General features: G+C 55.2%; 27 protein-coding genes. 12 read left to right on the forward strand and 15 right to left on the reverse strand.

The window, feature by feature from the left end:
* Positions 1-43 precede the first annotated feature (43 nt).
* The 5 genes from ACSPHG_RS00405 to gpmM form a co-directional block, all read right to left on the reverse strand.
* Entirely contained in the window at positions 44-961 is a 918-nt protein-coding gene (locus ACSPHG_RS00405) for a hypothetical protein (protein WP_435951516.1), read from the reverse strand.
* The gene (locus ACSPHG_RS00410; protein ID WP_435951517.1) at positions 954-2,186 is read right to left on the reverse strand and encodes a glycosyltransferase; all 1,233 of its coding nucleotides are present in this window, start codon (positions 2,184-2,186) and stop codon (positions 954-956) included. Before ACSPHG_RS00410 ends, ACSPHG_RS00405 begins: the two co-directional genes overlap by 8 nt.
* A gap of 79 nt (positions 2,187-2,265) precedes the next feature.
* Entirely contained in the window at positions 2,266-3,222 is a 957-nt protein-coding gene (locus tag ACSPHG_RS00415) for a divergent polysaccharide deacetylase family protein (protein ID WP_435951518.1), read from the reverse strand.
* Between the two features lie 3 nt (positions 3,223-3,225).
* Positions 3,226-4,485 (reverse strand): murein hydrolase activator EnvC, encoded by a 1,260-nt coding sequence (envC, locus tag ACSPHG_RS00420; RefSeq protein WP_435955915.1) that lies wholly within the window; start codon positions 4,483-4,485, stop codon positions 3,226-3,228.
* Positions 4,486-4,518: 33 nt separating this feature from the next.
* On the reverse strand, positions 4,519-6,066 hold the full coding sequence (gene gpmM / locus ACSPHG_RS00425) for a 2,3-bisphosphoglycerate-independent phosphoglycerate mutase (RefSeq protein WP_435951519.1): 1,548 nt from the start codon (positions 6,064-6,066) through the stop codon (positions 4,519-4,521).
* A gap of 250 nt (positions 6,067-6,316) precedes the next feature.
* Here gpmM and ACSPHG_RS00430 point away from each other — a divergent pair, with 250 nt between their 5' ends.
* The 5 genes from ACSPHG_RS00430 to cysE all read left to right on the forward strand — a co-directional run bounded on the left by ACSPHG_RS00430 (position 6,317) and on the right by cysE (position 9,552).
* Positions 6,317-6,748 carry a rhodanese-like domain-containing protein gene (locus tag ACSPHG_RS00430; protein WP_435951520.1) on the forward strand — a complete coding sequence of 144 codons (432 nt, stop codon included), beginning with the start codon at positions 6,317-6,319 and terminating at the stop codon, positions 6,746-6,748.
* A 23-nt stretch (positions 6,749-6,771) separates the two neighbouring features.
* On the forward strand, positions 6,772-7,023 hold the full coding sequence (gene grxC, locus ACSPHG_RS00435) for a glutaredoxin 3 (protein ID WP_435951521.1): 252 nt from the start codon (positions 6,772-6,774) through the stop codon (positions 7,021-7,023).
* Positions 7,024-7,088: 65 nt separating this feature from the next.
* Complete coding sequence (gene secB, locus ACSPHG_RS00440; protein ID WP_121266219.1) at positions 7,089-7,556, forward strand: protein-export chaperone SecB; 468 nt, start codon at positions 7,089-7,091, stop codon at positions 7,554-7,556.
* Positions 7,556-8,575, forward strand: a complete 1,020-nt coding sequence (gene gpsA, locus ACSPHG_RS00445; protein WP_435951522.1) for an NAD(P)H-dependent glycerol-3-phosphate dehydrogenase — start codon at positions 7,556-7,558, stop codon at positions 8,573-8,575. The genes secB and gpsA overlap by 1 nt, the downstream gene beginning before the upstream one ends.
* 155 nt (positions 8,576-8,730) lie before the next feature.
* A complete protein-coding gene (gene cysE, locus ACSPHG_RS00450; RefSeq protein WP_435951523.1) occupies positions 8,731-9,552 on the forward strand; it encodes a serine O-acetyltransferase in 822 nt (273 codons plus the stop codon).
* On the opposite strand, the gene trmL is transcribed toward cysE, so the two are convergent.
* The 3 genes from trmL to cpxR form a co-directional block, all read right to left on the reverse strand.
* Positions 9,549-10,022: a tRNA (uridine(34)/cytosine(34)/5-carboxymethylaminomethyluridine(34)-2'-O)-methyltransferase TrmL gene (trmL, locus tag ACSPHG_RS00455; protein WP_435951524.1), complete on the reverse strand. Its 474-nt coding sequence runs from the start codon at positions 10,020-10,022 to the stop codon at positions 9,549-9,551. The genes cysE and trmL overlap by 4 nt on opposite strands.
* A 79-nt stretch (positions 10,023-10,101) precedes the next feature.
* Complete coding sequence (gene cpxA / locus ACSPHG_RS00460; RefSeq protein ID WP_435951525.1) at positions 10,102-11,472, reverse strand: envelope stress sensor histidine kinase CpxA; 1,371 nt, start codon at positions 11,470-11,472, stop codon at positions 10,102-10,104.
* Positions 11,469-12,167, reverse strand: a complete 699-nt coding sequence (gene cpxR / locus ACSPHG_RS00465) for an envelope stress response regulator transcription factor CpxR (RefSeq protein WP_435951526.1) — start codon at positions 12,165-12,167, stop codon at positions 11,469-11,471. The genes cpxA and cpxR overlap by 4 nt, the downstream gene beginning before the upstream one ends.
* Before the next feature lie 147 nt (positions 12,168-12,314).
* On the opposite strand from cpxR, the gene cpxP reads away from it, so the two are divergent.
* From cpxP to ACSPHG_RS00490, 5 genes are all read left to right on the forward strand, one after another.
* Positions 12,315-12,827, forward strand: a complete 513-nt coding sequence (cpxP, locus tag ACSPHG_RS00470; RefSeq protein WP_435951527.1) for a cell-envelope stress modulator CpxP — start codon at positions 12,315-12,317, stop codon at positions 12,825-12,827.
* A gap of 125 nt (positions 12,828-12,952) precedes the next feature.
* Positions 12,953-13,855, forward strand: coding sequence for a CDF family cation-efflux transporter FieF (fieF, locus tag ACSPHG_RS00475; protein ID WP_435951528.1), 903 nt, complete (start codon positions 12,953-12,955; stop codon positions 13,853-13,855).
* Between the two features lie 186 nt (positions 13,856-14,041).
* Complete coding sequence (gene pfkA / locus ACSPHG_RS00480) at positions 14,042-15,004, forward strand: 6-phosphofructokinase (protein WP_167614694.1); 963 nt, start codon at positions 14,042-14,044, stop codon at positions 15,002-15,004.
* 146 nt (positions 15,005-15,150) lie between these two features.
* A complete protein-coding gene (gene sbp, locus ACSPHG_RS00485; RefSeq protein ID WP_435951529.1) occupies positions 15,151-16,140 on the forward strand; it encodes a sulfate/thiosulfate ABC transporter substrate-binding protein Sbp in 990 nt (329 codons plus the stop codon).
* Between the two features lie 117 nt (positions 16,141-16,257).
* On the forward strand, positions 16,258-17,562 hold the full coding sequence (locus tag ACSPHG_RS00490) for an SLC13 family permease (RefSeq protein WP_435951530.1): 1,305 nt from the start codon (positions 16,258-16,260) through the stop codon (positions 17,560-17,562).
* Positions 17,563-17,605: 43 nt separating this feature from the next.
* Here the strand turns inward: ACSPHG_RS00490 and tpiA are convergent, their stop codons facing one another.
* Together tpiA and ACSPHG_RS00500 are read right to left on the reverse strand one after the other, a co-directional pair.
* On the reverse strand, positions 17,606-18,373 hold the full coding sequence (gene tpiA / locus ACSPHG_RS00495) for a triose-phosphate isomerase (RefSeq protein ID WP_435951531.1): 768 nt from the start codon (positions 18,371-18,373) through the stop codon (positions 17,606-17,608).
* 107 nt (positions 18,374-18,480) lie between these two features.
* A complete protein-coding gene (locus ACSPHG_RS00500; protein ID WP_435951532.1) occupies positions 18,481-19,080 on the reverse strand; it encodes a YiiQ family protein in 600 nt (199 codons plus the stop codon).
* A gap of 113 nt (positions 19,081-19,193) precedes the next feature.
* Between ACSPHG_RS00500 and ACSPHG_RS00505 the strand changes: the two genes are divergently transcribed.
* On the forward strand, positions 19,194-19,613 hold the full coding sequence (locus ACSPHG_RS00505) for a DUF805 domain-containing protein (RefSeq protein ID WP_435951533.1): 420 nt from the start codon (positions 19,194-19,196) through the stop codon (positions 19,611-19,613).
* Position 19,614: 1 nt separating this feature from the next.
* On the opposite strand, the gene fpr is transcribed toward ACSPHG_RS00505, so the two are convergent.
* From fpr to ACSPHG_RS00525, 4 genes are all read right to left on the reverse strand, one after another.
* A complete protein-coding gene (gene fpr, locus ACSPHG_RS00510; protein WP_435951534.1) occupies positions 19,615-20,361 on the reverse strand; it encodes a ferredoxin--NADP(+) reductase in 747 nt (248 codons plus the stop codon).
* A gap of 117 nt (positions 20,362-20,478) precedes the next feature.
* Complete coding sequence (gene glpX / locus ACSPHG_RS00515) at positions 20,479-21,489, reverse strand: class II fructose-bisphosphatase (RefSeq protein ID WP_435951535.1); 1,011 nt, start codon at positions 21,487-21,489, stop codon at positions 20,479-20,481.
* Between the two features lie 86 nt (positions 21,490-21,575).
* Complete coding sequence (glpK, locus tag ACSPHG_RS00520; RefSeq protein ID WP_435951536.1) at positions 21,576-23,090, reverse strand: glycerol kinase GlpK; 1,515 nt, start codon at positions 23,088-23,090, stop codon at positions 21,576-21,578.
* A gap of 25 nt (positions 23,091-23,115) precedes the next feature.
* Positions 23,116-23,967 (reverse strand): MIP/aquaporin family protein, encoded by an 852-nt coding sequence (locus ACSPHG_RS00525; RefSeq protein ID WP_435951537.1) that lies wholly within the window; start codon positions 23,965-23,967, stop codon positions 23,116-23,118.
* 440 nt (positions 23,968-24,407) lie between these two features.
* On the opposite strand from ACSPHG_RS00525, the gene zapB reads away from it, so the two are divergent.
* Entirely contained in the window at positions 24,408-24,647 is a 240-nt protein-coding gene (zapB, locus tag ACSPHG_RS00530; protein WP_435951538.1) for a septal ring assembly protein ZapB, read from the forward strand.
* Between the two features lie 58 nt (positions 24,648-24,705).
* On the opposite strand, the gene rraA is transcribed toward zapB, so the two are convergent.
* Positions 24,706-25,191 carry a ribonuclease E activity regulator RraA gene (gene rraA, locus ACSPHG_RS00535; protein ID WP_435951539.1) on the reverse strand — a complete coding sequence of 162 codons (486 nt, stop codon included), beginning with the start codon at positions 25,189-25,191 and terminating at the stop codon, positions 24,706-24,708.
* Positions 25,192-25,283 lie beyond the last annotated feature (92 nt).

Below are 25,283 nucleotides of genomic sequence, written 5' to 3' on the forward strand. Positions count from 1 at the left end.
AGATTCAGGAAAATAAGGTGGATGGCGCTACCGCTTATCCACCCTACCTGGCTTTCTGCTTTTCAGCATCCGTCAGGTAACGGACTTTACGGGTGTAATCCTGGCCTTTAAACAGCAGTTCGCTGTCCGGCGAGGCAAGGTACTTCTGCCATTCAGACAGCGGGAAGCCGCCGTGTGCGCCTACCACCTGTTTCGGGATAACCGACGGCGTGCCGCCGATTTTCTTCGAGACCGGCCAATTCATCCAGTCACCGAGATTCACCGTGCGAATATCCAGCATGTCGAGCAGGGTGGCTAACGGCAGCTGGTCCGTTGGCGGCTGGCTGTCGTCCATCAGTTCCCAGGTATCCTGGAATAGCGTTAGCCACAGCGGGCAGATCCGACGCCAGGTTTTACGCGTTGCGGCCAGAAAAGCGCCATTCACATGATCGACAATATACGGGCGCACCGTGTCTTTATAATAGGCAGGCACTCTTTCGGCAGGTGCTCCGTCCAGCTTGGCAATCATTTTCCCCTGGCGGAAGCTGGAATAAATGTGGTGATCTTCGATTTTGAACGTCGGCATCTGCAGCAGGTTGAGGTCGGAATCGATCATCAAAATGCCGTCGGTACGCGCCTGCAGGGGAGCGTTGAGCTTAACCAGGCGGCTTAGATAGATCTGCTTGTAGCGATAGCCCTCTTCGCGCTGCGGCAAATTGAGCGTTGCGACGCGAGTCTTCGCTGGGAGCTCGCCAAACTCTTCGGCAGGGCGATCGGAAACAATCACGATTTCCTGCACGTCCGGCGCGAAACGCGCGGCGAACGTCGCCGAAAGCAGCCCTTCTTCAATGTAATCGGCACCAGCGCAAGGAATAACGATTGAGGTTACCGGCACCGCTTTTGAGCCAGCGGCTGGCTCCTGATAAGGGATGTTATGTCGCGCCTTAATATGGCAATATTTCGCATTCAGAAATTTAAACATGATTATTCCGGGTTGGTTTCACTGCGCCGAGAACGTTTTCGACGCCGGCAACATAATGTTCTATCGCGTAATTATCAAGCACGCGCTGGTGGGCCTGGCGGGTAAGGGCATTACGTAATTCACTGTCCTGCCAGACGCTCTGGATATGCGATGCCAGCGCCATGACGTCGCCGTACGGGTACAGCAGGCCCGTACTGCCTGCATCAATCAGTTCCCCCGTTCCGGTCACGTTTGAGCCGATAACGACGGTATTGAGCAGCATGGACTCCAGCACCACGCGCGGCAGGCCTTCGCTTTTTGACGCCAGAATAAAGGCGTCAAAGGCCGCAAGATAATCGAGCGGGTTATTGCGAAAGCCGGTGAAAATCACCCGGTCGGCAAAGCCGTAGCCGCGAGCCTGCTGCTGTAATTTTTCACGCTCCGGGCCTTCACCCACCAGCAGGAATTTCCATTTCGCCTGCGGGTGCAGCTGATGAAAATGATGCAGAGCTTCGAGCGTGTGGTGACAGGATTTACGAGGGATCAGCGACCCGATGCTGCCAAATACGAAGGTGTTTTCATCAAGAGCCAGTTCCTCACGAATCGCTTTGCCATCCGGCAGACGCTGGTGGATATCGATGGCGTTGGAAACGGTGGTGCAAAGCGAAGGCTTTACGCCGTTTTCAAGCAGCACGCGCTCCACGCCATGGGAAACCGCAATCACCGCCTGCGCAACTTTATTCACCGTTTGCGCGATCTGTGGAGTCATGACGGGTTCGATGCGGCAATGCTGAACGACCGCTACATCCAGACCGTCCGCGGCAAAATAACCCTCCAGGTTTGAGCCAGGCTGGTTATTCATATACAGGATTTCGTAACCTTCGCGCTGGAGCAGCTCGCGAACGCGCTTAGCGTTAGGCAGGATGCGCCACTGCTTATCAATAATTTCTGCGGCTTTCTTGCGGGCCGTGCGGCTGAAGAAGACAAATGCGCGGGCGGTTTCTTTGCTGATTTTCGCCCACAGCGGCTGCCCGGCCTGCGGCAGGAAAATCACCGGGATACCGATGCCGTTTAGCACCTGTTCAATGGTTTCGCCTTCTCCACGCGCGTAGTTGTAGTAGAAACAACACGTGATATCAAACCGTTGGCGGTCGATGCGTTTGAGCAACTCCAGCATGCTGTTGGTGCCGCCGCCCCACTCTTTACCGTTATCCAGCAGGAGAATTTTACGCCGTTGTTGCGTCATTAAGCCCGGATCCCTGTTGCGTTAATCAGACGGCATTATATGTGTTCAGAACGCGGGTTTATACGCCGCGTTTGAATTGTCATGACTGGGGCGTATTCGAGCCCCAGCCCTGCCACTGATGCTGCATGTATTTCACCAGCGTGCTTTGGCTGATGCTATCGCCTATCACCGTAAAGAAGGTGGTAGCGTAGACCGGCTCCAGCGGCTGTTTAGGCTTGCAAAGGCTCACGCCTTTAAACGGATTGCGCGGTTTTTCAACGGGTTTGCCAGGCTGTGAAGGCACGGCGTTATTCGGCGTTGAGGTATCCACCTGCGGCTCGTTTAACAGGCTGCTCGGGCGCACCAGCGTAATGTCCGGCGGCAGGCTGTAAATCATCTGCTGCAGGACGCGTACCGTTGAAGGATGCGGGTGGCCGATGGCGATTGCGGAACCATTGCGGCGCGCAAGCGCTATGGCGCGGTTGAACTGGACGCGGATATCCGCTTCGTTCTGGGTATCGTCCAGGAAAACCTTGCGCTTGATGACTTTGACCTTCGTCCCCGAGGCGGCACGCATCGACTGGCTGTTGCCGATGGTCATGCTGTCGAGGAAGTAGAGATTGTACTGATCGAGCGCCTGCATCACCTTTTGCATCCCGAACAGGCTCGAGGTCATGGCGCTGCCCATATGGTTATTCAGGCCCACGGCGTAAGGCACTTTATTTACCGCTTCACGAATGATGCGCTCGATCTCGGCGCTGCTCATTTCCGGGCGCAGGGTGTCTTTTTCCAGAGGCTGTTTGCTCAGCGGAGCCATAGGTAGGTGGATCAAAACTTCGTGACCGGCATTGTGAGCTTTGGTCGCCATTTCATGGGCGTGAGGAGCGTTTGGCAGCACGGCGACGGAGACATTGGCTGGCAAATCAAGAACCTGGTTTTCCTGCTTCGGGCGATAGCCAAAGTCATCAATGACGATGGACAGCTTGCCGGCATTTACAGGTGCTGCCAGCGTGAAAGCGCAGGCGAGAGAAAAAACAACGTGACGAAATTGAAGCAAAACTTATCTTCCCAACCACGGCTGTGGATTGACCGCCTGGCCCTGACGACGAATTTCGAAATAAAGTGACGGGCGGCCCTGACCGCCACTGTTACCCACCAGCGCGATGGGTTGACCGGCGCGCACCTGCGTTCCCACGCTAACCAGTGCGCTCTGGTTATAACCGTACAGGCTCATATCGCCTTTGCCGTGTTCTACCACCACAACCAGCCCGTAGCCCTGCAGCCAGTCGGCAAGAATCACGCGTCCGTCAGCGATGGCTTTCACCTCGGTGCCTTCCCCCGCTGCGATAACGATACCCTTCCAACGTAGTTCACCCTGCAGCTGTTCGCCATAGCGATGCAGCAGAGAACCGCGCACCGGCCAGAAAGCCTGGCCGCGCGGCGATCCAAGACCGCCGGTTCGCGACATCAGCGAACGCTCGTCCTGGGTAGGCTTGTAGGTGCTGCCTTTGCTGGCGGCTTCTTTCTGACGATTACGGACCTGCTCGGCTTCCCGCGCTTCTTTTTCGGCGCGCGCTTTCGCAGCGGCGGCGGCACGGGCTATTTGACTCTGGAGGCGGGATTCGTTCTGGCGCATCTCACTCAGCTTCTGCTGGCCCTGCTGGATGGAGGATTCCAGGCTGGAAAGCGTCTTTTTACGCTCGTTGCGCGCATCTTCAAGCTTGGCTTGCTGTGCCTGCTGATCGTAAAGCAGCGTTTGCTGTTCGGTTTGCTTGGCTTCGAGCGTTGCTTTCTGCTCGTCGACTTCCGCTTTTGTCTGCTTGAGTTCTTCAATGGTCTGCTGGCGTGCGGCGTTCAGATAGCCAAAGTAGGCCTGCAGACGCTGCCCGCGCTGGCTTTCTTCACCGCTCAGAATGAGCTGCAAGCCCGTGTGCTGGCCCTGACGAAACGCCGCATCAAGCTGGGCGGCCAGGTTACGTTCCTGGGAAGCCTGTTGCTTTTGCAGCTTCACGAGGGAAGCATTCATGGTGTCAATCTGGCGGTTAAGCGTAGCGAGGGTATTTTGTGTGTCGCGCAGCTTACGGCTTGCGGCGGCGATGGCCTGTTCCTGCTCCCGTAGCTGAGCAAGAAGTGTGGCGCGCTGCTGCTGCTGCTGGCGTACCGCGCGTTCTTTAGCGGCGATATCCTGCTGGATGGATTTCAGCTGATCGCGGTCGTCCGCGTGGCTGGAAAACGGGCATAACAATACGCCAGCGCTAATCACGCTGGCGTAAATCATGGGCCTGACTGAAAACCGCTTCGGTTTCACGGCCCATGTTATTGAAAAAATCGCCTTTCCCCTCATGGGGAGGGATTATTCCACGATGAACAGCGGCTTGCCAGTCATCTCTTGCGGGATTTCCATGCCCATCAGGCTCAGCATGGTAGGGGCGATATCGGAAAGCTTGCCCCCTTCCACCGCGCTGACGCTGCGTGAACCGATATAAATCAACGGCACAGGCAGGCTGGTGTGAGCGGTGTGTGCCTGGCCGGTTGCCGGGTCGCGCATTTGCTCTGCGTTACCGTGGTCTGCGGTGATCAGCAACTGACCGCCAACGTTTTCAACGGCGGCAACCACCTGCGCGATGCAGTTATCCAGCGCTTCAACGGCGGAAATTGCTGCTTCATAAACGCCGGTATGGCCGACCATATCCCCGTTCGGATAGTTACAGATGATGGTGTCATACTTGCCGCTATTGATGGCGGACAGCAATTTTTCAGTTAATTCTGCAGAGCTCATTTCCGGCTGCAGATCGTAAGTTGCCACTTTTGGCGAATTGATCAGCACGCGGTCTTCCCCAGCAAACGGCTCTTCAACGCCGCCGTTATAGAAGAAGGTCACGTGCGCGTATTTCTCGGTTTCGGAAATGCGCAGCTGGGTTTTGTCATGCTTCGCCATCCACTCACCGAAGGTATTGGTTAAGGAAGCCGGTGGATATGCGCAGGCGGTTTTGATGTCCGCTGCGTATTCTGTCAGCATCACAAAATCACCGAAGTTAACCACTTTTTTGCGAGCGAAGCCGTCAAACTCTGCGTTAACGAAGGCGCGGGTGATCTGGCGGGCGCGGTCAGCACGGAAGTTCATGAAGATCAGCGCGTCGCCGTCGTTCATGACCGCATCTGCTTCGCCTTCAGCGCGGATGACTGTTGGTTTCACGAATTCGTCGTTTTCGTCCCGAGCGTATGCCGCTTCCAGGCCAGCAACGGCGCTGTCTGCCTGATATTCGCCTTTCGCCTGAGTCATCAGATCATAGGCCAGTTCGACGCGATCCCAGCGGTTGTCGCGGTCCATCGCAAAGTAGCGACCAATAATAGAAGCCACGCGGCCTTTGCCAAGTGCGGCAAATTTGTCGGCAAACTTCTGCAGGGAAGATTTGGCGCTGCGCGGAGGAGTATCGCGACCGTCGAGGAAAGCGTGCAGGTAGATGGCTTCTGCGCCACGTTCTGCTGCCAGTTCAATCATCGCCAGGATGTGCTCTTCATGGCTGTGAACGCCACCAGCAGAAGCCAGGCCCATGATGTGCACGGCTTTACCCGCTGCAACCGCTTTGTCTACCGCTGCGGTCAGCACCGGATTTGCAAAGAAGGTACGTTCTTTAATTTCAACATCCAGACGGGTCAGATCCTGGTAAACAATGCGGCCAGCGCCAAGGTTTACGTGACCGACTTCGGAGTTGCCCATCTGCCCGTCAGGCAGACCCACTTCCAGGCCCGATGCGTTGATCAGGGTGTGTGGACGCTGGGCCCACAGGTTATCCATAACCGGGGTTTTAGCATTCAGAATGGCGTTATCCTGCTGCTCTTCACGGTGGCCGTAGCCATCCAGAATCACCAGAACCATAGGTTTTTTAGTAGCCGACATTGCAAGAACCTCTAAGTCAAAGACAAAAAATTTGCGTAATTTTACTACAGGCGTCACAGGAAAATAGCCGCAGAAGATCAAAGAAAGCGGTGGGATTGGGAAAGGTTTATCTCGGGCAAGGTCATTTTTTTCGTAACAGCACGCAGAATCCACAATACATCATGCTCACTGGCTGTAATTGCCCCAATGCGAAGGTATACTCCTTGCCTGGTTTTTTTCATATTTACTCAGTCGGGAGTTATTACCCCCCATGCAAGAAATTATGCAATTCGTTGGTCGCCATCCCATACTTAGTCTGGCGTGGGTTGGTTTACTGGCCGCCGTACTTTTCATGACCTTTAAGGGTTTAACCTCAAAGGTGAAGGTGATTACCCGTGGTGAAGCCACGCGTTTGATCAACAAAGAAGATGCTGTTGTGGTGGATGTGCGCCAGCGTGATGATTTCCGCAAAGGCCATATCGCTAACTCACTGAACGTGCTGCCAGCTGACATCAAAAGCGGCAACTTTGGTGAGCTGGAAAAACACAAAGCGAAACCGGTTATCGTGGTTTGTGGCAACGGCATTTCCTCCCAGGAGTCAGCAGCGCTGCTGACAAAAGCAGGCTTCGAGCAGGTTACCTTACTGAAAGAAGGTATTGCTGGCTGGAGCGGGGAAAACCTGCCGCTGGTTCGCGGTAAATAATCTGGGTGCATTCTGAGGTAACCATGGCGAATATTGAAATCTACACCAAAGCAACCTGTCCTTTTTGCCACCGCGCAAAAGACCTGCTCAGCAGCAAAGGGGTCACGTTCCAGGAATTGCCCATTGACGGTGATGCCGTGAAGCGGGAAGAGATGATTAAACGCAGTGGTCGTACGACGGTGCCGCAGATTTTTATTGATGCACAGCACATTGGCGGCTGTGATGACTTGTATGCGCTAGATGCTCGTGGTGGACTCGATCCCCTGCTGAATTAGCGCCGTTTATCTGCCGTGAGTCGTGGATAAACAAAGGACGTATTAATTATTTAAAGGGTTTAAAAATGTCAGAACAAAACAACACAGAAATGGCTTTCCAGATTCAGCGCGTTTACACCAAGGACATCTCTTTTGAAGCGCCAAATGCGCCTCATGTTTTCCAGAAAGACTGGCAGCCAGAAGTTAAACTGGATCTGGACACCGCTTCCAGCCAGCTGGCCGACGATGTGTATGAAGTTGTGCTACGCGTAACCGTGACCGCAACGCTTGGCGAAGACACCGCGTTCCTGTGTGAAGTGCAGCAGGCAGGTATCTTCTCTATCGGCGGTATCGAAGGCACGCAAATGGCACACTGCCTGGGTGCGTACTGCCCGAATATTCTGTTCCCGTATGCGCGCGAAGCAATCACTAGCCTGGTTTCTCGTGGTACCTTCCCGCAGCTGAACCTTGCACCGGTTAACTTCGATGCGCTGTTCATGAGCTATCTGCAGCAGCAATCTGGCGAAGGTGCTGAAAACCATCAGGATGCCTGATGAACAGCCTTAATGCTTCAATGACTGTGATCGGTGCCGGCTCTTACGGCACCGCTCTTGCCATCACATTGGCAAGAAATGGCCACCACGTCGTACTGTGGGGCCACGATGCAAAACATATTGCGACTTTACAGGCCGATCGCTGTAACGCCGCCTTCCTCCCTGATGTCTCCTTCCCGGATACGCTCCATCTCGAAAGCGATTTAGCGAAAGCGCTTGCCGCAAGCCGCAATATTCTTGTGGTGGTGCCAAGCCATGTTTTCGGACAGGTGCTGCGCCAAATCAAGCCGCTGATGCGTTCCGACGCGCGCGTAGTTTGGGCAACCAAAGGGCTGGAAGCAGAAACGGGCCGCCTGTTGCAGGACGTTGCCCGTGAAGCGCTGGGCGAAAACGTCCCCCTTGCGGTGATCTCTGGCCCAACGTTCGCCAAAGAGCTGGCGGCCGGGCTGCCCACGGCAATCTCTCTGGCCGCCACTGACGAAACCTTCGCGCAGGATCTCCAGCAGCTGCTGCACTGTGGCAAAAGCTTCCGCGTGTACAGCAATCCTGACTTCATCGGCGTGCAGCTAGGCGGCGCGGTGAAAAACGTGATTGCGATTGGCGCGGGGATGTCTGACGGCATCGGTTTCGGTGCAAATGCGCGTACCGCGTTGATTACCCGCGGGCTGGCAGAAATGTCTCGTCTTGGCAGCGCGCTGGGTGCCGATCCGGAAACCTTTATGGGTATGGCCGGTCTGGGCGACCTGGTACTGACCTGTACCGATAACCAGTCCCGTAACCGTCGCTTCGGCATGGCGCTGGGGCAGGGGGCGGACGTTGATTCGGCACAACAGCAAATCGGCCAGGTGGTTGAAGGCTACCGTAACACCAAAGAAGTGCGGGAGCTGGCGGCGCGTTTTGGCGTCGAAATGCCAATAACCGAGGAAATTTATCAGGTATTGTATTGCGGAAAAAACGCTCGCGAGGCAGCATTAACGTTGCTTGGCCGAACGCGCAAGGATGAACGAAGCGGCAGTTAATACCCGTCATACTTCAAGTTGTGGGGGTAGTGGCTGCACTTACCCACAACACGAATTATTTTGGGTAAAGTTACGAGTGATGGAACAACATAACCGCAATAACTGAAGCGCCTCGGTACTTCGTGCCGGGACGCTGTTTCTGTCTGGAGAGAGCAATGTCGTCTGAAGAACTGGATTTGGTGTGGAGCAACATTAAAGCTGAAGCGCGAGCGCTTGCCGATTGTGAACCAATGTTGGCCAGTTTTTATCACGCAACTCTCCTGAAACACGAAAATCTCGGCAGTGCCCTTAGCTATATGCTAGCTAACAAGCTGGCCTCCCCAATCATGCCCGCCATTGCTATACGAGAAGTAGTCGAAGAAGCCTACGCCGCTGAACCACAGATGATCGCCTCAGCCGCCTGTGACATTCAGGCCGTTCGCACGCGCGACCCGGCCGTGGATAAGTACTCAACGCCGCTGCTGTATCTGAAAGGCTTCCACGCGCTTCAGTCTTACCGTATCGGCCACTGGCTGTGGAAAGAAGGGCGTAGAGCACTGGCGATTTTCCTGCAAAACCAGGTGTCTGTTTCCTTTCAGGTCGATATCCACCCGGCTGCGAAAATTGGCTGCGGGATCATGCTCGATCACGCGACCGGTATTGTGATCGGTGAAACGGCGATCGTAGAAAATGACGTGTCGATTCTGCAGTCGGTAACGCTAGGCGGGACGGGTAAAACCAGCGGCGACCGCCATCCGAAAATCCGCGAAGGCGTGATGATTGGCGCCGGGGCAAAAATCCTCGGCAACATAGAAGTAGGGCGCGGGGCCAAAATTGGCGCGGGTTCCGTGGTTTTGCAACCGGTGCCGCCTCATACCACCGCCGCTGGCGTGCCGGCCCGCATCGTGGGCAAGCCGGAAAGCGATAAGCCAGCCATTGATATGGATCAGCACTTCAACGGCGCGAATAACGGCTTCGAATACGGCGACGGAATTTAGCTTCTCAGTACGGCGCCGGGGTAACCAAGCTGGCGCCACGCCTCATAGACCACTACCGACACCGCGTTCGACAGATTCATACTGCGGCTGTCCGGCATCATCGGAATACGAATTTTCTGCTCGGAAGGCAGCGCGTCGAGGATCGTCATCGGCAGGCCGCGAGTTTCCGGACCAAACACCAGATAATCTCCATCCTGATAGCTTACCGCGCTGTGGGCAGGCGTTCCCTTAGTTGTCAGGGCAAACAGGCGCTGCGGATTTTCAGCTTCCAGGAAGGCGTCATAGTTCTTATGGCGATTAACGGCGGCGAACTCGTGGTAATCCAGACCCGCGCGTCGCAGGCGCTTGTCATCCCATCCGAAGCCAGTCGGCTCGATGATGTGCAAACGGAAGCCGGTATTTGCGCACAGGCGGATGATATTCCCGGTATTGGGTGGAATTTCAGGTTCAAACAGCACGATATTCAGCATACAACCCCCACAAGACAAGGGGCGCAGAATAGCAAATTTTGGGGCAGGAAGGAAAACAGGCCCCGAAGGGCCTGAAGCGTTAACGATGGTAAAGCGGTATCCAGATAACAAGGCGTAAACCGCCGAGCGGGCTGTCCTCAGCTTTTACCCAGCCGCGGTGCTGCTGGACGGCCGTTTCCACAATGGCGAGCCCCAGGCCCGTGCCGCCGGATTCGCGATCGCGCGCTTCGTCAGTACGGTAGAACGGCCGGAAAATCTGCTCACGATCTGCCGGGCTGACGCCCGGACCATCGTCGTCAACCGTGACGGTAATTCCTTGATTATCGACCGAGAAGTTCACGGCGATTTTCGTGTGCGAGTAACGCAGCGCGTTGCGCACGATGTTTTCCAGCGCGCTTTCCAGCGAGTTCGGGTTGCCGTACATCAGCCATGGACCCGGCGGATAGGTGACTTCCAGCGATTTGCCCATCTGCTCTGCTTCAAACGCTGCGTTATCCAGCACTTCTGACCAGATCTGATTCGCTTTCATCGTTTCGCTGGCGAGGGCGTTTTTCTGCTGGTTGCGGGACATGACCAGCAGGTCGTTAATCATGCCGTCCAGGCGCTGGGCTTCGGTTTCGATACGCTCCAGCTCTTTGCTTTCGCCGCTTTTACGACGCAGCAGAGCGGTGCCCAGCTGCAGACGAGTGAGCGGGGTGCGCAGCTCGTGGGAGATGTCCGACAGCAGCCGCTGCTGGGTGGTCATCATTCTTTCGAGCGCCGTCACCATCTGGTTGAAACTGGCTCCGGCTGCCAAAAATTCCTGCGGGCCTGCTTCCAGTTCCGGGTGCTGGCGTAAATTACCCTGGGCGACCTCATCCGCAGCGTTTTTCAGCTTACGAGCCGGTTTTGCAAGGCTCCACGCAAGCCAAAGCAGCAGCGGCGAGCTAACCAGCATCGTAACAATGAGCAGCAGCAGCGGACGGTCAAACAGGAGGTTTATGAAATCTGACTGCGAGCTGCTGGCCGGGCGAATAAGATAAAGTTGGTAGTTATCTTCGCCATCACGCACCGAAAATGGCCCTATCAGCTCGACGCGGCCATATTTTTTCTTCTGCGGATGATCGGAGTTATCAGACTGGCCGATGAAGTTACGGATGATCTGCATTTCATTGCGCTGGGCGCCGATTACGCGTCCTTCGCTGGTCACGAGCAACAGGCGTTGCCCGGGCGGTGCCCATTTATCAATGGCTCTAAACAGGCGACGCCACCACATCAGGTCGTTAGGGGGATCGTTTTCCAGCTCCGCCTCGACATGCTGTTCAATCATAGTGCCTTGACGTTGCTCGTTTTCCATCAGCTCGGTCATCTGACGCGAGTCCAGCTTGGGCAGCATCAGTACCAGCATCAGCACTAACGCTAACGTTAACCAGAAGATGGCAAAAATTCGCGCGGTAAGGCTACTTATCATGAAGCGGAAACCATCAGGTAGCCGCGGCCACGCAGGGTTTTAAACCACGGATGCCCATCTTTGCGCTCCGGTAATTTGCGGCGCAGGTTGGAGATGTGCATATCGATGGCGCGGTCAAACGGCGTCAGGCGCTTGCCGAGCACTTCCTGGCTCAGATGTTCGCGGGATACCACCTGCCCCAGGTGCTGTGCCAATAGATACAGCAGCGTAAATTCGGTGCCGGTTAAGTCAAGCGCCAGGCCGTCAAAACTGGCCTCCTGGCGGCCAGGATTCAGGCTGAGTCCGTCGACTTCAACCGTTGGCGAGCCGCTGTCGCTATTTTGCTGCTGCTCACTCCAGTGTGAACGGCGCAAAATAGCGCGTATACGGGCCACCAGTTCACGATCGTTGAACGGCTTAGGAAGATAGTCGTCTGCGCCCAGTTCAAGGCCCAGGACGCGATCCAGTTCGCTTCCGCGTGCGGTAAGCATAATGACAGGTGTCTGGTGTGTCTGGCGTAGCTCTTTCAAAGTATCGATGCCGTTCTTTTTCGGCATCATCACGTCGAGCAATAACAGGTCAATGCTGTCGTCTAAAAGCTCCAACGCTTGTTCGCCGTCGTGCGCGACAACTACGTTAAAACCTTCCATGTCGAGCAGTTCCTTCAACAGGGAAGTAAGCTCTCGGTCATCATCAACTAGCAGAATTTTATTCATTGTTAAATTACCTCCGAGGCAGAAATTACGTCATCAAGGCGCGCTAATCCATGACTTTACGTTGTTTTACACCCCCTGACGCTAGTTTGCAGCGGGAATCGTAGACTGGCTCTCGTTGAATCGCAGCACAGATGATTTCGGGAGCAAGTGATGCGCAATGTTACCGCTGCCGTCATGGCCTCAACACTGGCTTTCGTGTCACTAGCCAGCCAGGCCGCAGATTTATCGACAAGCGATAATTGGCACCACGGCGAAGAACTAGTGAAGCGTAACAGTGTTCAGAGTCATATGTTTGACGGCATTAATTTGACTGAGCAGCAGCGCCAACAGATGCGCGATCTGATGCAGCGGGCAAGGCATGATAGCCCACCCGTGAACGTTCGCGAAATGGAGACCATGCATAACCTGGTCACCGCAGACAATTTTGACGAAACGGCTGTACGTGCCCAGGCAGAAAAAATGGCACAAGAACAGGTAGCCCGCCAGGTAGAAATGGCGAAAGTGCGCAATCAAATGTACCACCTGTTAACGCCTGAGCAGCAAGCCGTTTTGAACAACAAACACCTACAGCGCATGAATCAATTTCGTGAACTGGCGGATCTGCAGCAGATGTCCTCGTTGCAGGCACTGAGTAGTAGCAGTACCCGTAGTAACCAGTAACAAACCCTGTTTTCCTTGCCATAGACACCATCCCTGTCTTCCCCGCCTTAAACGGCGGGGTTTTTTTTGCCTTAGAGATCGGATGAATCCGCTATACTAGCCAGCATTAATTTGTTGGAGCCCCTATGAATCAACAATATGGGCAGTTGGTCAGCCGTGCGGCTATCGCTGCTACGATCATGGCGTCGCTGTTACTTTTGATTAAAATTTTCGCCTGGTGGTATACCGGCTCGGTCAGTATTCTGGCTGCGCTGGTCGATTCGCTGGTGGATATCGCGGCATCGCTAACGAACCTTCTCGTGGTGCGCTATTCGCTTCAGCCTGCTGACGAAGAACACACCTTCGGGCACGGAAAGGCCGAGTCGCTGGCGGCACTTGCGCAAAGCATGTTTATTTCCGGATCGGCGCTGTTCCTGTTTCTTACCGGTATCCAGCATCTGGCGGACCCGGCACCGATGAACCAGCCGCTGGTCGGCGTGGTAGTCACCGTTGTTGCGCTGGTCAGCACGTTAATTCTTGTGACTTTTCAACGCTGGGTAGTCCGAAAAACACAAAGTCAGGCCGTTCGCGCGGATATGCTTCATTATCAGTCTGATGTTATGATGAACGGCGCGATTCTCGTCGCGTTAGCGTTATCCTGGTATGGCTGGCATCGTGCGGATTCACTGTTTGCATTGGGGATCGGCGTCTATATTTTGTATAACGCGATTCGCATGGGCCATGAGGCCGTGCAGTCCCTTTTAGATCGTGCGCTACCGGAAGCAGAGCATCAGGCCATTATTGATATCGTTACCTCCTGGCCGGGTGTCAGAGGAGCGCATGATTTACGTACGCGGCAGTCAGGGCCGACCCGCTTTATTCAGCTTCATATCGAAATGGAAGACAATTTACCGCTGGTTCAGGCGCACGTGATCGCTGAACAGGTAGAACAGGCGATCCTGCATCATTTCCCTGGGTCGGATGTGATTATTCACCAGGATCCCTGCTCGGTTGTACCCATGGCGCAGCAAGGGCAATTTGAGCTTTAGTTTATCGTTACAGAAAAGCAGACGTGGGCGGCATTTTATGGATAAATTACCCCCATTTGGCCTGACCTGAATCAATTCAGCTGGAAGCGGTTGTTATACTATTTGCAGCAGAGTCGAAGCCTCGGTTAGCCCGCAGGCTGTTTCCGGCAACAGGATTAATTTTGCATTCAAAGTTCAGAGGTAGTCATGATCAAAAAAATTGGTGTGTTGACGAGTGGCGGTGATGCGCCGGGCATGAACGCCGCAATTCGTGGTGTGGTTCGTGCAGCATTGTCCGAAGGCCTGGAAGTAGCTGGCGTGTATGACGGCTATCTCGGTTTGTATGAAGACCGCATGATCAACCTGGACCGCTACAGCGTGTCCGACATGATCAACCGCGGTGGTACTTTCCTTGGCTCCGCTCGCTTCCCGGAATTCCGTGATGAGAAAATCCGTGCGGTGGCTATCGAAAATCTGAAAAAACGCGGTATCGATGCGCTGGTAGTTATCGGCGGCGACGGCTCCTATATGGGTGCGAAGCGCCTGACCGAAATGGGCTTCCCATGCATTGGCCTGCCGGGCACCATCGATAACGACATTAAAGGCACCGACTACACCATCGGTTTCTTCACCGCGCTGGAGACCGTTGTCGAAGCAATCGACCGCCTGCGTGATACTTCTTCTTCCCACCAGCGTATCTCTATCGTCGAAGTGATGGGTCGCTACTGTGGCGACCTGACCTTAGCCGCGTCCATCGCCGGTGGCTGTGAGTTTGTGGTATTGCCGGAAGTTGAATTCAACCGCGAAGACCTGGTTGCAGAGATCAAAGCCGGTATAGCTAAAGGCAAAAAACACGCCATTGTGGCCATCACCGAGCACATCTGTGATATCGACGAGCTGGCGAAATACATTGAAACCGAAACCAAACGCGAAACGCGTGCAACCGTACTGGGCCACATCCAGCGCGGCGGTTCTCCGGTAGCCTATGACCGTATTTTGGCATCCCGCATGGGCGCTTACTCCATCGAACTGCTGCTGCAAGGCCACGGCGGTCGTTGCGTAGGTATCCAGAACGAGAAGCTTGTGCACCACGACATCGTCGACGCTATCGAAAACATGAAGCGTCCGTTTAAAGGCGACTGGCTGGACTGCGCTAAAAAGCTGTACTAATTGAGCTTAGAACGAGCCGGGGAAACCCGGCTTTTTTATGCGTGCCTATATTTCCATTAGTTATAGCCAATCTTTTTTTATTCTTTAATCAATGCAAAAGTTTCTGGCAGGCTGAGTTCATCAAACTACATAGAAGAGAGCGTGCGATGAACAAGTGGGGAGTGGGGTTAACTTTGCTTTTGGCGTCTGGCGGCGTTTTGGCCAAGGACATTCAATTACTCAACGTGTCTTACGACCCGACGCGTGAACTGTACGAAGAATATAACAAAGCCTTTAGCGCGCACTGGAAGCAGGAAACCGGCGACAACGTGGTGGTGCGTCAGTCCCACGGCGGATCGGGTAAACAAGCGACCTCGGTGATCAATGGCATTGAAGCCGACGTGGTTACCCTTGCGCTGGCTTACGATGTCGATGCCATTGCTGAGCGTGGCCGCATCGATAAAAACTGGATTAAGCGCCTTCCGGACAACTCCGCGCCTTACACCTCCACCATCGTGTTCCTCGTGCGTAAAGGCAACCCGAAGCAAATTCATGACTGGAACGACCTGATTAAGCCCGGCGTTTCCGTTATTACCCCGAACCCGAAAAGCTCCGGCGGCGCTCGCTGGAACTACCTTGCAGCGTGGGGCTATGCTCTGCATCACAACAACAACGATCAGGCCAAAGCGCAGGATTTCGTGAAGGCGCTGTTTAAAAACGTTGAAGTGCTGGATTCCGGCGCGCGTGGCTCTACCAACACCTTCGTAGAACGCGGCATCGGCGACGTGCTGATCGCCTGGGAAAACGAAGCGCTGCTGGCGACCAACGAGCTGGGCAAAGACAAGTTTGAGATCGTTACCCCGAGCGAATCTATTCTGGCGGAGCCGACCGTTTCCGTGGTCGACAAAGTTGTTGAGAAGAAAGGCACGCAGAAAGTCGCCGAAGAGTATCTGAAATACCTCTACTCTCCGGAAGGGCAGGAAATCGCCGCGAAGAACTACTATCGCCCGCGCAATGCGGAGGTAGCGAAGAAATATGAAAACGCCTTCCCGAAACTGAAGCTGTACACCATCGACGAAGAGTTTGGCGGCTGGACGAAGGCCCAGAAAGACCACTTCTCGAACGGCGGTACGTTCGACCAAATCAGCAAGCGTTAATCAGCCGGCCCCACACGGGGCCGTCTTTCTTTTTGAGCTAAATGCGAACCGTTATCAACTGATTTACTTTTATACCGCGCCACCGTAGACTGCTGAAAAAATCTACAGGAGACAGGTATGTCGCACTGGTTTACCCACCCTTTGTTTCTCCCTACGCTGATTATCCTTGTTACCATCACGCTCTGGGCCACCTCGGCGCTGCCAGAATACCTCACCGCTTTGCTGTTTTTTGCGGCCGCTACGGTAGCGAAGATTGCCCCAGCGGAGGTTATTTTTAGCGGCTTCGCCTCTTCGGCGTTCTGGCTGGTGTTCAGCGGGTTCGTATTGGGGATTGCGATACGCAAAACGGGCCTGGCCGACCGGGCGGCAAGGGCAATATCCGGCAGCCTGACCGATTCCTGGGTGCGGATGGTTGGCAGCGTCGTGCTGCTTAGCTATGCGCTGGCCTTTGTTATGCCTTCCAACATGGGGCGCATCGCCCTGCTGATGCCGATTGTGGCGGCGATGGCGAAACGTTCGGGCATTGCGGACGGCTCGCGCGCGTGGTTCGGTCTGGCGCTGGCCGTCGGCTTCGGCACTTTCCAGCTTTCCGCCACTATTTTGCCCGCTAACGTGCCCAACCTGGTGATGAGCGGGGCGGCGGAAGGCGCGTACGGTATTCATCTCAACTACCTTCCTTACCTCTGGCTACATACGCCGGTGCTGGGCATATTGAAAGGCCTGTTGCTTATCGGCCTGATTTGCTGGCTGTTCCCAGGCAGGCCGCACGCGCCCAATGATATAGGTCACCCGGGGCCCATGAGCCGGGATGAAAAACGCCTTGCCTGGCTACTGGCGGCGGTACTCGCCCTGTGGGTGAGCGAAAGCCTTCACGGCATCGGCCCGGCCTGGGTTGGATTAGTTGCCGCCTGCATTACGCTGCTGCCGCGCGTCGGGTTTATCAACAGCGACGAGTTCGCCAGCGGCGTGAACGTGCGGACCTGTTTCTACGTAGCGGGCATTCTCGCGTTAGCGTCTACCGTGACGGAAACCGGGCTGGGGAGCGTGGTAGGGGAAAAACTTCTCGCGGTGATGCCGCTCGACCCGCAGCGTCCCTTCACCAGTTTTGTCGCGTTGACCGGAATCACCAGCCTGTTGAACTTCATCGTCACCGCAAACGGCGTACCGGCACTCTACACTACGCTTGCAGAAAGCTTTGCGCAGGCGACGGGGTTCCCGCTGCTCTCGGTTATTATGGTGCAGGTGCTGGGCTATTCGACGCCGCTGTTGCCGTATATGGCTTCGCCCATCGTGGTGGCGATGGCGTTAGGGAAGGTACCCGCAAAAGCGGGCCTGAAGCTCTGCGTGGCGCTGGCAGTGGTGACTTTCGTGGTGCTGATGCCGCTGGATTACGGCTGGTTCCGGCTGCTGGGCAAGCTATAAAAAAAGGCTCCGCAAGCGGAGCCTTTTAACATTTGTACGTCAATTACGCTTTTTTCGCTTCAGCTGCTGCTTTAACGATAACTGCGAAAGCGTCAGCTTTCAGGGATGCACCGCCAACCAGCGCGCCGTCGATATCCGGCTGCGCAAACAGCTCTGCTGCGTTCTTATCGTTTACGGAACCGCCGTACTGGATGATGACCTGTTCAGCCACTTTCGCATCGGCTTTCGCGATATGATCGCGGATGAATTTGTGTACGGCCTGAGCCTGAGCTGGGGTAGCTGATTTGCCAGTACCGATTGCCCATACTGGTTCGTAAGCGATAACTACGCCTTCGAATGCCGCAGCGCCCTGAGTTTTCAGCACCGCGTCGATCTGACGTGCGCAAACTTCTTCAGTTTTGCCCGCTTCGTTTTCTGCTTCGGTTTCGCCGATGCACAGAACTGGGGTCAGGCCAACCTGCTTCAGAATTGCAAATTTCTTCGCGATCAGCTCGTCAGACTCGGCGTGATAGGTACGGCGCTCGGAGTGACCAATGATGATGTATTTAGCACCGATATCTTTCAGCATTTCAGCGGATACTTCGCCGGTGAATGCGCCAGACAGGTTAACGTCAACGTTCTGAGCACCAAGAATGATGTGGCTACCGGAAGCTGCGTGTTTTGCCAGGTCCAGGTACATGGTTGGCGGGGCGATAGCTACGCCACAGCCGTCAACGCCAGACAGTTCTTTGCGCAGGCCAGCGATCAGCTCGTGAACCATGTGCTTGCTGCCGTTCAGTTTCCAGTTACCCATCACTAAAGGATGTCGCATTTCAATTCTCCACGCGGTAAGCAAATAATAAATAGCTGCCCTCGGGGCAGCGTGGTCTGTGAAACAGTATAGAGACTCGCTGGGCTAAAGGCTTTGCTTTTTGTCATTTAATCGCCGTTGTTTAGCGATTCAGAAAGCGTAAGCTTAATCGGTTCAACAGCGAAAGTTAGCCCCTTTTCGCCGTTATCTGCCACCACATATCGAATCGCACCTTCGGTTTGTGCGAAGTAGCGTTTGTTTTTCCCAGCGGTGAATAGTTTATTCAGGCGTTCCTGGCTTTGCTGCTTAGAAAACGTTGGCGTGAAGCTGCGCAGCATGGCGGCCATGTATTCCATCGCTTTGGCGCGCGCGGCTTTTTGCTCCGGCCCCTGAATCGGCAGCCAGGTCATCTGGATAGATTTTATTTTTAAGGTGCCGCGCTCAAGCGCCGTGGAGGCATACAGATTTTCGTTGATCTTACTGGCTGCACGCGTCAGGTTCGCCTTATCGCGACTGGTGTCGATGGCGCGGAACTCGCCGAGCGGCAGGTTCGGATTATCGATATTAAACTTTTCGCGAAACTGCGTGATCGTAAGATCGAACGTGGGAGAGCCCGGCAGTAAATAAGGGGCGGCGGACAGGGCCGACGGCGGCTGTGCGGGAGGATCTGCCCGGCTCACCGCGACAGGCAGCGTGAACAGCACAAGGGCGCAGAGCAGATATCTCATCAACAACTTCTCCTGTCATTCATGGCACAGATTAAATCCGTAATCCGTTGGCTTGTCAAAATCATGCGTTGCCAGGGTACACTACGCGGCAAAACCCATCAGGACCTTACCATATGACCATACAGCAGTGGCTGTTCTCTTTTAAAGGACGTATTGGGCGTCGCGATTTTTGGATTTGGATCGGCGTCTGGATTGCCGGGCTGGCCATTCTCTTTACGCTGGCAGGCGCTGAAATCATGCCTTACTCCACCGCCGGGTTCTTTTTGTCCGGGTCTTTGATCCCTACGGCTGCGGTGATTGTTAAACGCCTGCACGACCGCAATAAGAAGGGCTGGTGGGCGCTGATGTTTATTCCGGCGTGGCTGCTGCTGGCGGGGAATTGGGAAGTGTTCGGCAGCCTCGCGCAGTGGGGGCTGGGGCGCTTTATCCCGACATTGATTCTGGTGATGATGATCATCGACCTGGGCGCGTTTGTCGGCACCCAGGGCGAGAACAGATTTGGCAAAGATACCAGCGACGTGAAATACCGCTGATTTACCAGTAGTGTTCGGCGGTCATATGGCCCGGACGGCGGCGAAGGTGTTTGGTCATCTGCCGCGTATCCTTCAGAAGCTGCTGGGTGTCACGCACCATCTGCGGGTTGCCGCACAGCATTACGTGGCTGGTTTCCGTGGTCATCGGCAGGCCAACCGCCGCTTCCAGCTCGCCGCTTTCAATCAGCGCCGGTACCCGCCCGGTCAGCGAGCCGGCGATGGTTTCGCGGCTCACCACGGTCTGAATGCGTAATTTCCCTTCGTAGCGCTGCTGCAGCTCCTGCATCAGCGGCAAATAGCTCAGGTCGTTGGCATAGCGCACGGCGTGCAGCAGGACGATATTCTCAAAGCGCTCGAGATCTTTGCCTTCCTGCAAAATGGAAAGGTACGGGCCAAGCGCGGTGCCGGTCGCCAGCATCCATAGGGTTTTACAGTCGGGGATTTCTTCCAACACGAAGAAGCCTGCGGCTTCGCTTACCACCATGACTTCATCGCCTGGCTGCATAACGTGCAGGCGCGGGCTGAGCTTGCCTTCGGGCACGTTAACCAGATAGAACTCAAGATTCGGATTGCCCGGCGCGTTAACGTAGGAGTAGGCGCGCTGCACGCGTTCGCCGTCGATTTCCAGGCCAAGCTTGGTGAACTGCCCGGCGGTAAACGGGGCGATGGGAGCCTCAACCGTCAGGCTGAAAAGAGAATCGGTCCAGTGCTGAACCTGCGTGACTTTACCTTTTACCCAATCCGCCATGCTGTGCTCCTGTTGTGCTCATGTCCTGGCCGTCGCTGTCTGCGAGTATCTTCACCAGAATAGTCAGAGATTTCCAGCCCGCGCGGGCCGGAAAGCTCGATCAGACAAACGGCTGCCTTACAGAATATGGTTCTGCACGTCCGGGTCTTTACGGTCAAGATAATGGATAGACTTTATGCGGCGAATGGTGCGCGATTTACCGCGAATCAGCAGGGTTTCGGTGGTCGCCATATTGCCCTTGCGGGTGATGCCGTCCAGCAGGTCGCCTTTGGTGATGCCGGTTGCGGAGAAGATAACGTTATCGTTACGCGCCATATCGTCCAGCTTCAGCACCGCTCCCGCTTCGATGCCCATCGCCTTGCAGCGTTCCAGCTCCTGCTCGCCGAGGCGGCGGTTTTCTTCGCTGTCGCCTTTTACGTGATGACGAGCCAGCAGACGGCCCTGCATGTCGCCGTCCAACGCGCGGATAACCGCTGCGGAAATGACGCCCTCCGGCGCGCCGCCGATGCCGTACATCACGTCGACCTCGCTGTCCGGCATGCAGGTCAGGATAGACGCGGCCACGTCGCCGTCAGGAATCGCGAAAACGCGCACGCCGAGCTTCTGCATTTCTGCGATGGTGGCGTCATGGCGCGGCTTGGCGAGGATGGTGACGGTAAGCTCGCTGAGCGGCTTGTTAAGCGCCACGGCAACGTTGTGCAGGTTTTCGGCCAGCGGCAGATTGAGATCGATTATGCCTTTCGCGCCAGGGCCGACGATCAGCTTTTCCATGTACATGTCCGGCGCGTTCAGGAAGCTGCCCTTATCGCCCACGGCCAGCACGGCCAGCGCGTTGGCCTGGCCCATCGCCGTCATGCGGGTGCCTTCGATAGGGTCAACGGCGATATCCACCGCGTCGCCTTTGCCGGTCCCGACTTTTTCACCGATATACAGCATCGGCGCTTCGTCGATTTCCCCTTCGCCAATCACAATCTGACCGTCGATATTGACCTGATTTAGCACGATACGCATGGCGTGCACGGCGGCACCGTCGGCGGTATTTTTGTCACCGCGGCCAAGCCATTTGTAGCCAGCAAGCGCTGCGGCTTCGGTTACGCGGGAAAATTCGATAGCAAGTTCACGTCTCATCACATACTCATTTAGCAAGCAGAATTGCGACGGAGTTTAGCACAGTTTGATACCCTCTCCCGACGGGAGAGGGTTAGGGCGAGGGGTTAACTTTCGTCGTGTTCTTCCCAGGCAAGCGCGCGTTTCACGGCTTTTTTCCAGCCCGCGTAGCGAACGTTACGCTCGGTGGTTTCGATACCCGGACGGAACTCTTTCTCGATGACCGCTTTTTCGCTGACTTCATTCAGATCTTCCCAGAAGCCGACTGCAAGCCCGGCGAGGTAGGCCGCGCCTAACGCGGTGACTTCACGCACTTCCGGGCGTTCTACGCGCGTGCCGAGGATGTCGGCCTGGAACTGCATCAGGAAGTTATTCGCTACCGCGCCGCCGTCCACGCGCAGGGCATGAAGGCGAATGCCGGAATCAGCCTGCATCGCTTCAAGCACGTCACGCGTTTGATAGGCGATGGACTCGAGCGTTGCGCGAATAATGTGGTTGGAGTTTACCCCACGCGTCAGGCCGAAAATCGCACCGCGCGCGTACGGGTCCCAGTATGGCGCGCCCAGGCCGGTAAATGCTGGCACCACGTACACGCCGTTGGTGTCTTTAACCTTGGTCGCAAAATATTCGGAGTCGAAGGCATCGCTGATGAGCTTCATCTCATCGCGCAGCCACTGAATCGACGCGCCTGCCATAAACACCGCGCCTTCGAGCGCATAGTTGACTTCGCCGCGCGGGCCGCAGGCAATGGTGGTCAGCAGGCCGTGGCTTGAGGTCACCGCTTTTTCACCGGTGTTCATCAGCATAAAGCAGCCGGTGCCGTAGGTGTTTTTCGCCATGCCTTCTTTCACGCACAGCTGGCCGAACAGCGCCGCCTGCTGGTCACCCGCGATGCCCGCGATAGGAATACGCGTGCCGCCTTTACCGCCGATGTTGGTCTGGCCGTAAACTTCAGACGACTTACGCACTTCCGGCAGCATGGCGCGCGGAATATCCAGCGCTTCCAGCATGCGGTCGTCCCAGTCCAGCTCGTGAATGTTGAACAGCATGGTACGGGAGGCGTTGGTGTAGTCGGTCACGTGCACGCGTCCCTGGGTCATCTTCCAGATAAGCCAGGTGTCGATGGTGCCGAACAGCAGCTCGCCGCGACGGGCGCGCTCGCGTGAACCTTCCACGTGGTCAAGAATCCATTTCACCTTGGTACCGGAGAAATACGGGTCGATGACCAGGCCGGTGTTGTGACGAATGTACTCTTCCATGCCGTCGCGCTTGAGCTTCTCGCAGATCTCAGCGGTACGACGGCACTGCCAGACGATGGCGTTGTAAATCGGCTTGCCGGTTTCGCGTTCCCACACAACGGTCGTTTCACGCTGGTTGGTGATGCCGATGGCCGCAATCTGATCGGAGTTGATATCGGCTTTCGCCAGCACTTCTACCAGCGTAGAGCTTTGGGTCGCCCAGATCTCCATTGGGTCATGCTCAACCCAGCCGGGCTTAGGATAAATTTGCTCAAACTCACGCTGCGAAACGCTAATGATATTGGCGTCATGATCGAGGACGACGGCGCGGGAGCTGGTGGTGCCCTGGTCGAGCGCAACGATATATTTCTTTTCAGTGGTCATAAACTTGTCCCGAAGTCAGTGTTGCTTAAGATGCTTTTTGCTGTGTAGCTGTGCTGGACGCTTTCTCTTCCACGTCTTCACAAACGTCGCACGGCAAATGGCGACCAATCAATTTACGATACCCGAATGCGCCTAGCGCAGCGCCCGTCAGCGGGCCAAAAACAGGTACCAGGAAGTAGGGAATATCTTTACCGCCGGTGAAGGCGACGTCGCCCCAGCCCGCCATCCAGGCGAAGATTTTCGGCCCCAGGTCACGCGCCGGGTTCATGGCAAAGCCGGTCAGTGGGCCCATAGATGCGCCGATCACCGCGATTAACAGGCCGATCAGCAGCGGCGCCAGCGGCCCGCGTGGAATACCGTTGCCATCGTCGGTCAACGCCAGAATCACGCCCATCAGAATGGCGGTGATAACCATCTCTACGGCAAACGCCTGCACCAGGTTAATGTGCGGGTTGGGGTAAGTAGAGAAGATACCGGCTAAGTCCAGGCTCTCTACGCTGCCACGAACCATGTGATGGGTTTGTTCGTAATCAAGGAACAGATTGTAATATAAGCCGTATACCAGCGCCGCGGCGCAGAAGGCGCCTGCGATCTGGGACACAATAAACGGCACGACTTTGCGTTTGTCAAAGCAGGCGAACAGCCATAGCGCGACGGTAACGGCAGGATTGAGATGCGCACCAGAAACCCCGGCGGTCAGGTAAATGGCCATCGCCACCCCTAAGCCCCAGATGATGCTGATTTCCCACTGTCCGAAGCTTGCGCCTGCGACTTTTAATGCGGCCACACATCCAACACCGAAGAAAATCAACAACGCGGTACCCATAAACTCTGCGATGCACTGGCCTTTTAAGGTTGGTGAAGCTGTCTGACTCATAGTAGGGTCCTGAAGGCAAAATTAATGATTATTGTGATTTGAGCGTCCATGCCACCCTTATGCCATGTAGGCATGGTGTTAATTTATCGTTAACGAACATAAACGAGAAATATCGAACTTAAATTCTGTGGCTTTCGTCAAGAAAATGCGCGTTTACGCGCTAAAAAATGAGCACTATCACACAGTGGCGGCAGGGAAATCGCGCATTTTGTTAACGGATTCTTTAACAAATAGAAGTTATTTTTGCCGTCGTCTTTCGGCATATGCTGAAAAACGTCATGATACGCAAAGAGCGCGGGAAGCCGCTGGACACGCGGTGCCGCGCTACTTACAATCGGGGAAACGCTGCGTGGTGCGCATATGTTCACAAAGGCGTCGCCGGGATCTCCGGGACGAGGATAGCCATCCATCAACGCCTTGCAATTCAGGAGAGATTTGACATGTCATTTGAAGTTTTTGAGAAACTGGAATCGAAAGTACAGCAGGCGATTGACACTATCACATTGTTGCAGATGGAAATCGAAGAGCTGAAAGAGAAGAACAACAGCCTGGCTCAGGAAGTGCAGCAGGCGCAGGGCAATCACGAAGAGCTGATCCGCGAGAATAATTCTCTGAAAGAACAACAGCATGTCTGGCAGGAGCGTCTGCACGCGCTGCTGGGCAAAATGGAAGAAGTGTAAGCTTAAACAGAAAAAAGAACGGGCGCCTCAGGGCGCCCGTTTTACGTTTAGCGATCCGTTATTCGATATCGAGCGGATCTTCAGAAAGGATAATGCCGGTGTTGTCTGCGTAGAGGTGGTCGCCGGAGAAGAACGTAACGCCGCCAAAATTGACGCGCACGTCGCTTTCGCCGATGCCATCACCCGCAGAGCCAACCGGAATCGCGGCGATGGCCTGAATGCCAATGTCCAGCTCTTCCAGATCGTCCACCTGGCGCACCGCGCCGTACACCACAATGCCTTCCCATTCGTTCTGGGTAGCCAGACGCGCTAACTCACCATCGATCAGGGCTCGGCGTACAGAACCGCCGCCATCGACCAGCAACACGCGGCCACGGCCATTCTGTTCGAGCAGATCGTACAGCAACCCGTTGTCCTCGAAACATTTCACCGTGATGATTTGCCCGCCAAAGGACGACCGCCCACCAAAGTTGGAAAACAGCGGTTCAACGACGTTGACATCTTCCTGGTAGATGTCGCAAAGCTCGGAAGTATCATATTTCATAGGATTAAGGTTCTTTTGCTGCCGGAGTTGTCAGTATATCGCTTAATGTTAACTGTTGGCAAAATCATCAATTGTTAATTGATATTTGTCAG

The sequence above is a fragment of the Dryocola baronae genome (assembly GCF_051297175.1).
In the GTDB taxonomy this organism is placed as follows: Bacteria; Pseudomonadota; Gammaproteobacteria; order Enterobacterales; family Enterobacteriaceae; genus Dryocola.

Excerpts from the sequence above, each read along its gene's own strand:
- glpK (WP_435951536.1), bottom strand. The coding sequence starts at position 23,090 with ATGACCACTGAAAAGAAATATATCGTTGCGCTCGACCAGGGCACCACC.
- rraA (WP_435951539.1), bottom strand. The coding sequence starts at position 25,191 with ATGAAATATGATACTTCCGAGCTTTGCGACATCTACCAGGAAGATGTC.
- pfkA (WP_167614694.1), top strand. The coding sequence starts at position 14,042 with ATGATCAAAAAAATTGGTGTGTTGACGAGTGGCGGTGATGCGCCGGGC.
- cpxR (WP_435951526.1), bottom strand. The coding sequence starts at position 12,167 with ATGAATAAAATTCTGCTAGTTGATGATGACCGAGAGCTTACTTCCCTG.
- gpmM (WP_435951519.1), bottom strand. The coding sequence starts at position 6,066 with ATGTCGGCTACTAAAAAACCTATGGTTCTGGTGATTCTGGATGGCTAC.
- ACSPHG_RS00500 (WP_435951532.1), bottom strand. The coding sequence starts at position 19,080 with ATGAGATATCTGCTCTGCGCCCTTGTGCTGTTCACGCTGCCTGTCGCG.
- ACSPHG_RS00505 (WP_435951533.1), top strand. The coding sequence starts at position 19,194 with ATGACCATACAGCAGTGGCTGTTCTCTTTTAAAGGACGTATTGGGCGT.
- tpiA (WP_435951531.1), bottom strand. The coding sequence starts at position 18,373 with ATGCGACATCCTTTAGTGATGGGTAACTGGAAACTGAACGGCAGCAAG.
- secB (WP_121266219.1), top strand. The coding sequence starts at position 7,089 with ATGTCAGAACAAAACAACACAGAAATGGCTTTCCAGATTCAGCGCGTT.
- ACSPHG_RS00430 (WP_435951520.1), top strand. The coding sequence starts at position 6,317 with ATGCAAGAAATTATGCAATTCGTTGGTCGCCATCCCATACTTAGTCTG.
- cpxA (WP_435951525.1), bottom strand. The coding sequence starts at position 11,472 with ATGATAAGTAGCCTTACCGCGCGAATTTTTGCCATCTTCTGGTTAACG.
- ACSPHG_RS00410 (WP_435951517.1), bottom strand. The coding sequence starts at position 2,186 with ATGACGCAACAACGGCGTAAAATTCTCCTGCTGGATAACGGTAAAGAG.
- ACSPHG_RS00525 (WP_435951537.1), bottom strand. The coding sequence starts at position 23,967 with ATGAGTCAGACAGCTTCACCAACCTTAAAAGGCCAGTGCATCGCAGAG.
- gpsA (WP_435951522.1), top strand. The coding sequence starts at position 7,556 with ATGAACAGCCTTAATGCTTCAATGACTGTGATCGGTGCCGGCTCTTAC.
- zapB (WP_435951538.1), top strand. The coding sequence starts at position 24,408 with ATGTCATTTGAAGTTTTTGAGAAACTGGAATCGAAAGTACAGCAGGCG.
- ACSPHG_RS00405 (WP_435951516.1), bottom strand. The coding sequence starts at position 961 with ATGTTTAAATTTCTGAATGCGAAATATTGCCATATTAAGGCGCGACAT.
- ACSPHG_RS00490 (WP_435951530.1), top strand. The coding sequence starts at position 16,258 with ATGTCGCACTGGTTTACCCACCCTTTGTTTCTCCCTACGCTGATTATC.
- cysE (WP_435951523.1), top strand. The coding sequence starts at position 8,731 with ATGTCGTCTGAAGAACTGGATTTGGTGTGGAGCAACATTAAAGCTGAA.
- fieF (WP_435951528.1), top strand. The coding sequence starts at position 12,953 with ATGAATCAACAATATGGGCAGTTGGTCAGCCGTGCGGCTATCGCTGCT.
- grxC (WP_435951521.1), top strand. The coding sequence starts at position 6,772 with ATGGCGAATATTGAAATCTACACCAAAGCAACCTGTCCTTTTTGCCAC.
- fpr (WP_435951534.1), bottom strand. The coding sequence starts at position 20,361 with ATGGCGGATTGGGTAAAAGGTAAAGTCACGCAGGTTCAGCACTGGACC.
- sbp (WP_435951529.1), top strand. The coding sequence starts at position 15,151 with ATGAACAAGTGGGGAGTGGGGTTAACTTTGCTTTTGGCGTCTGGCGGC.
- glpX (WP_435951535.1), bottom strand. The coding sequence starts at position 21,489 with ATGAGACGTGAACTTGCTATCGAATTTTCCCGCGTAACCGAAGCCGCA.
- trmL (WP_435951524.1), bottom strand. The coding sequence starts at position 10,022 with ATGCTGAATATCGTGCTGTTTGAACCTGAAATTCCACCCAATACCGGG.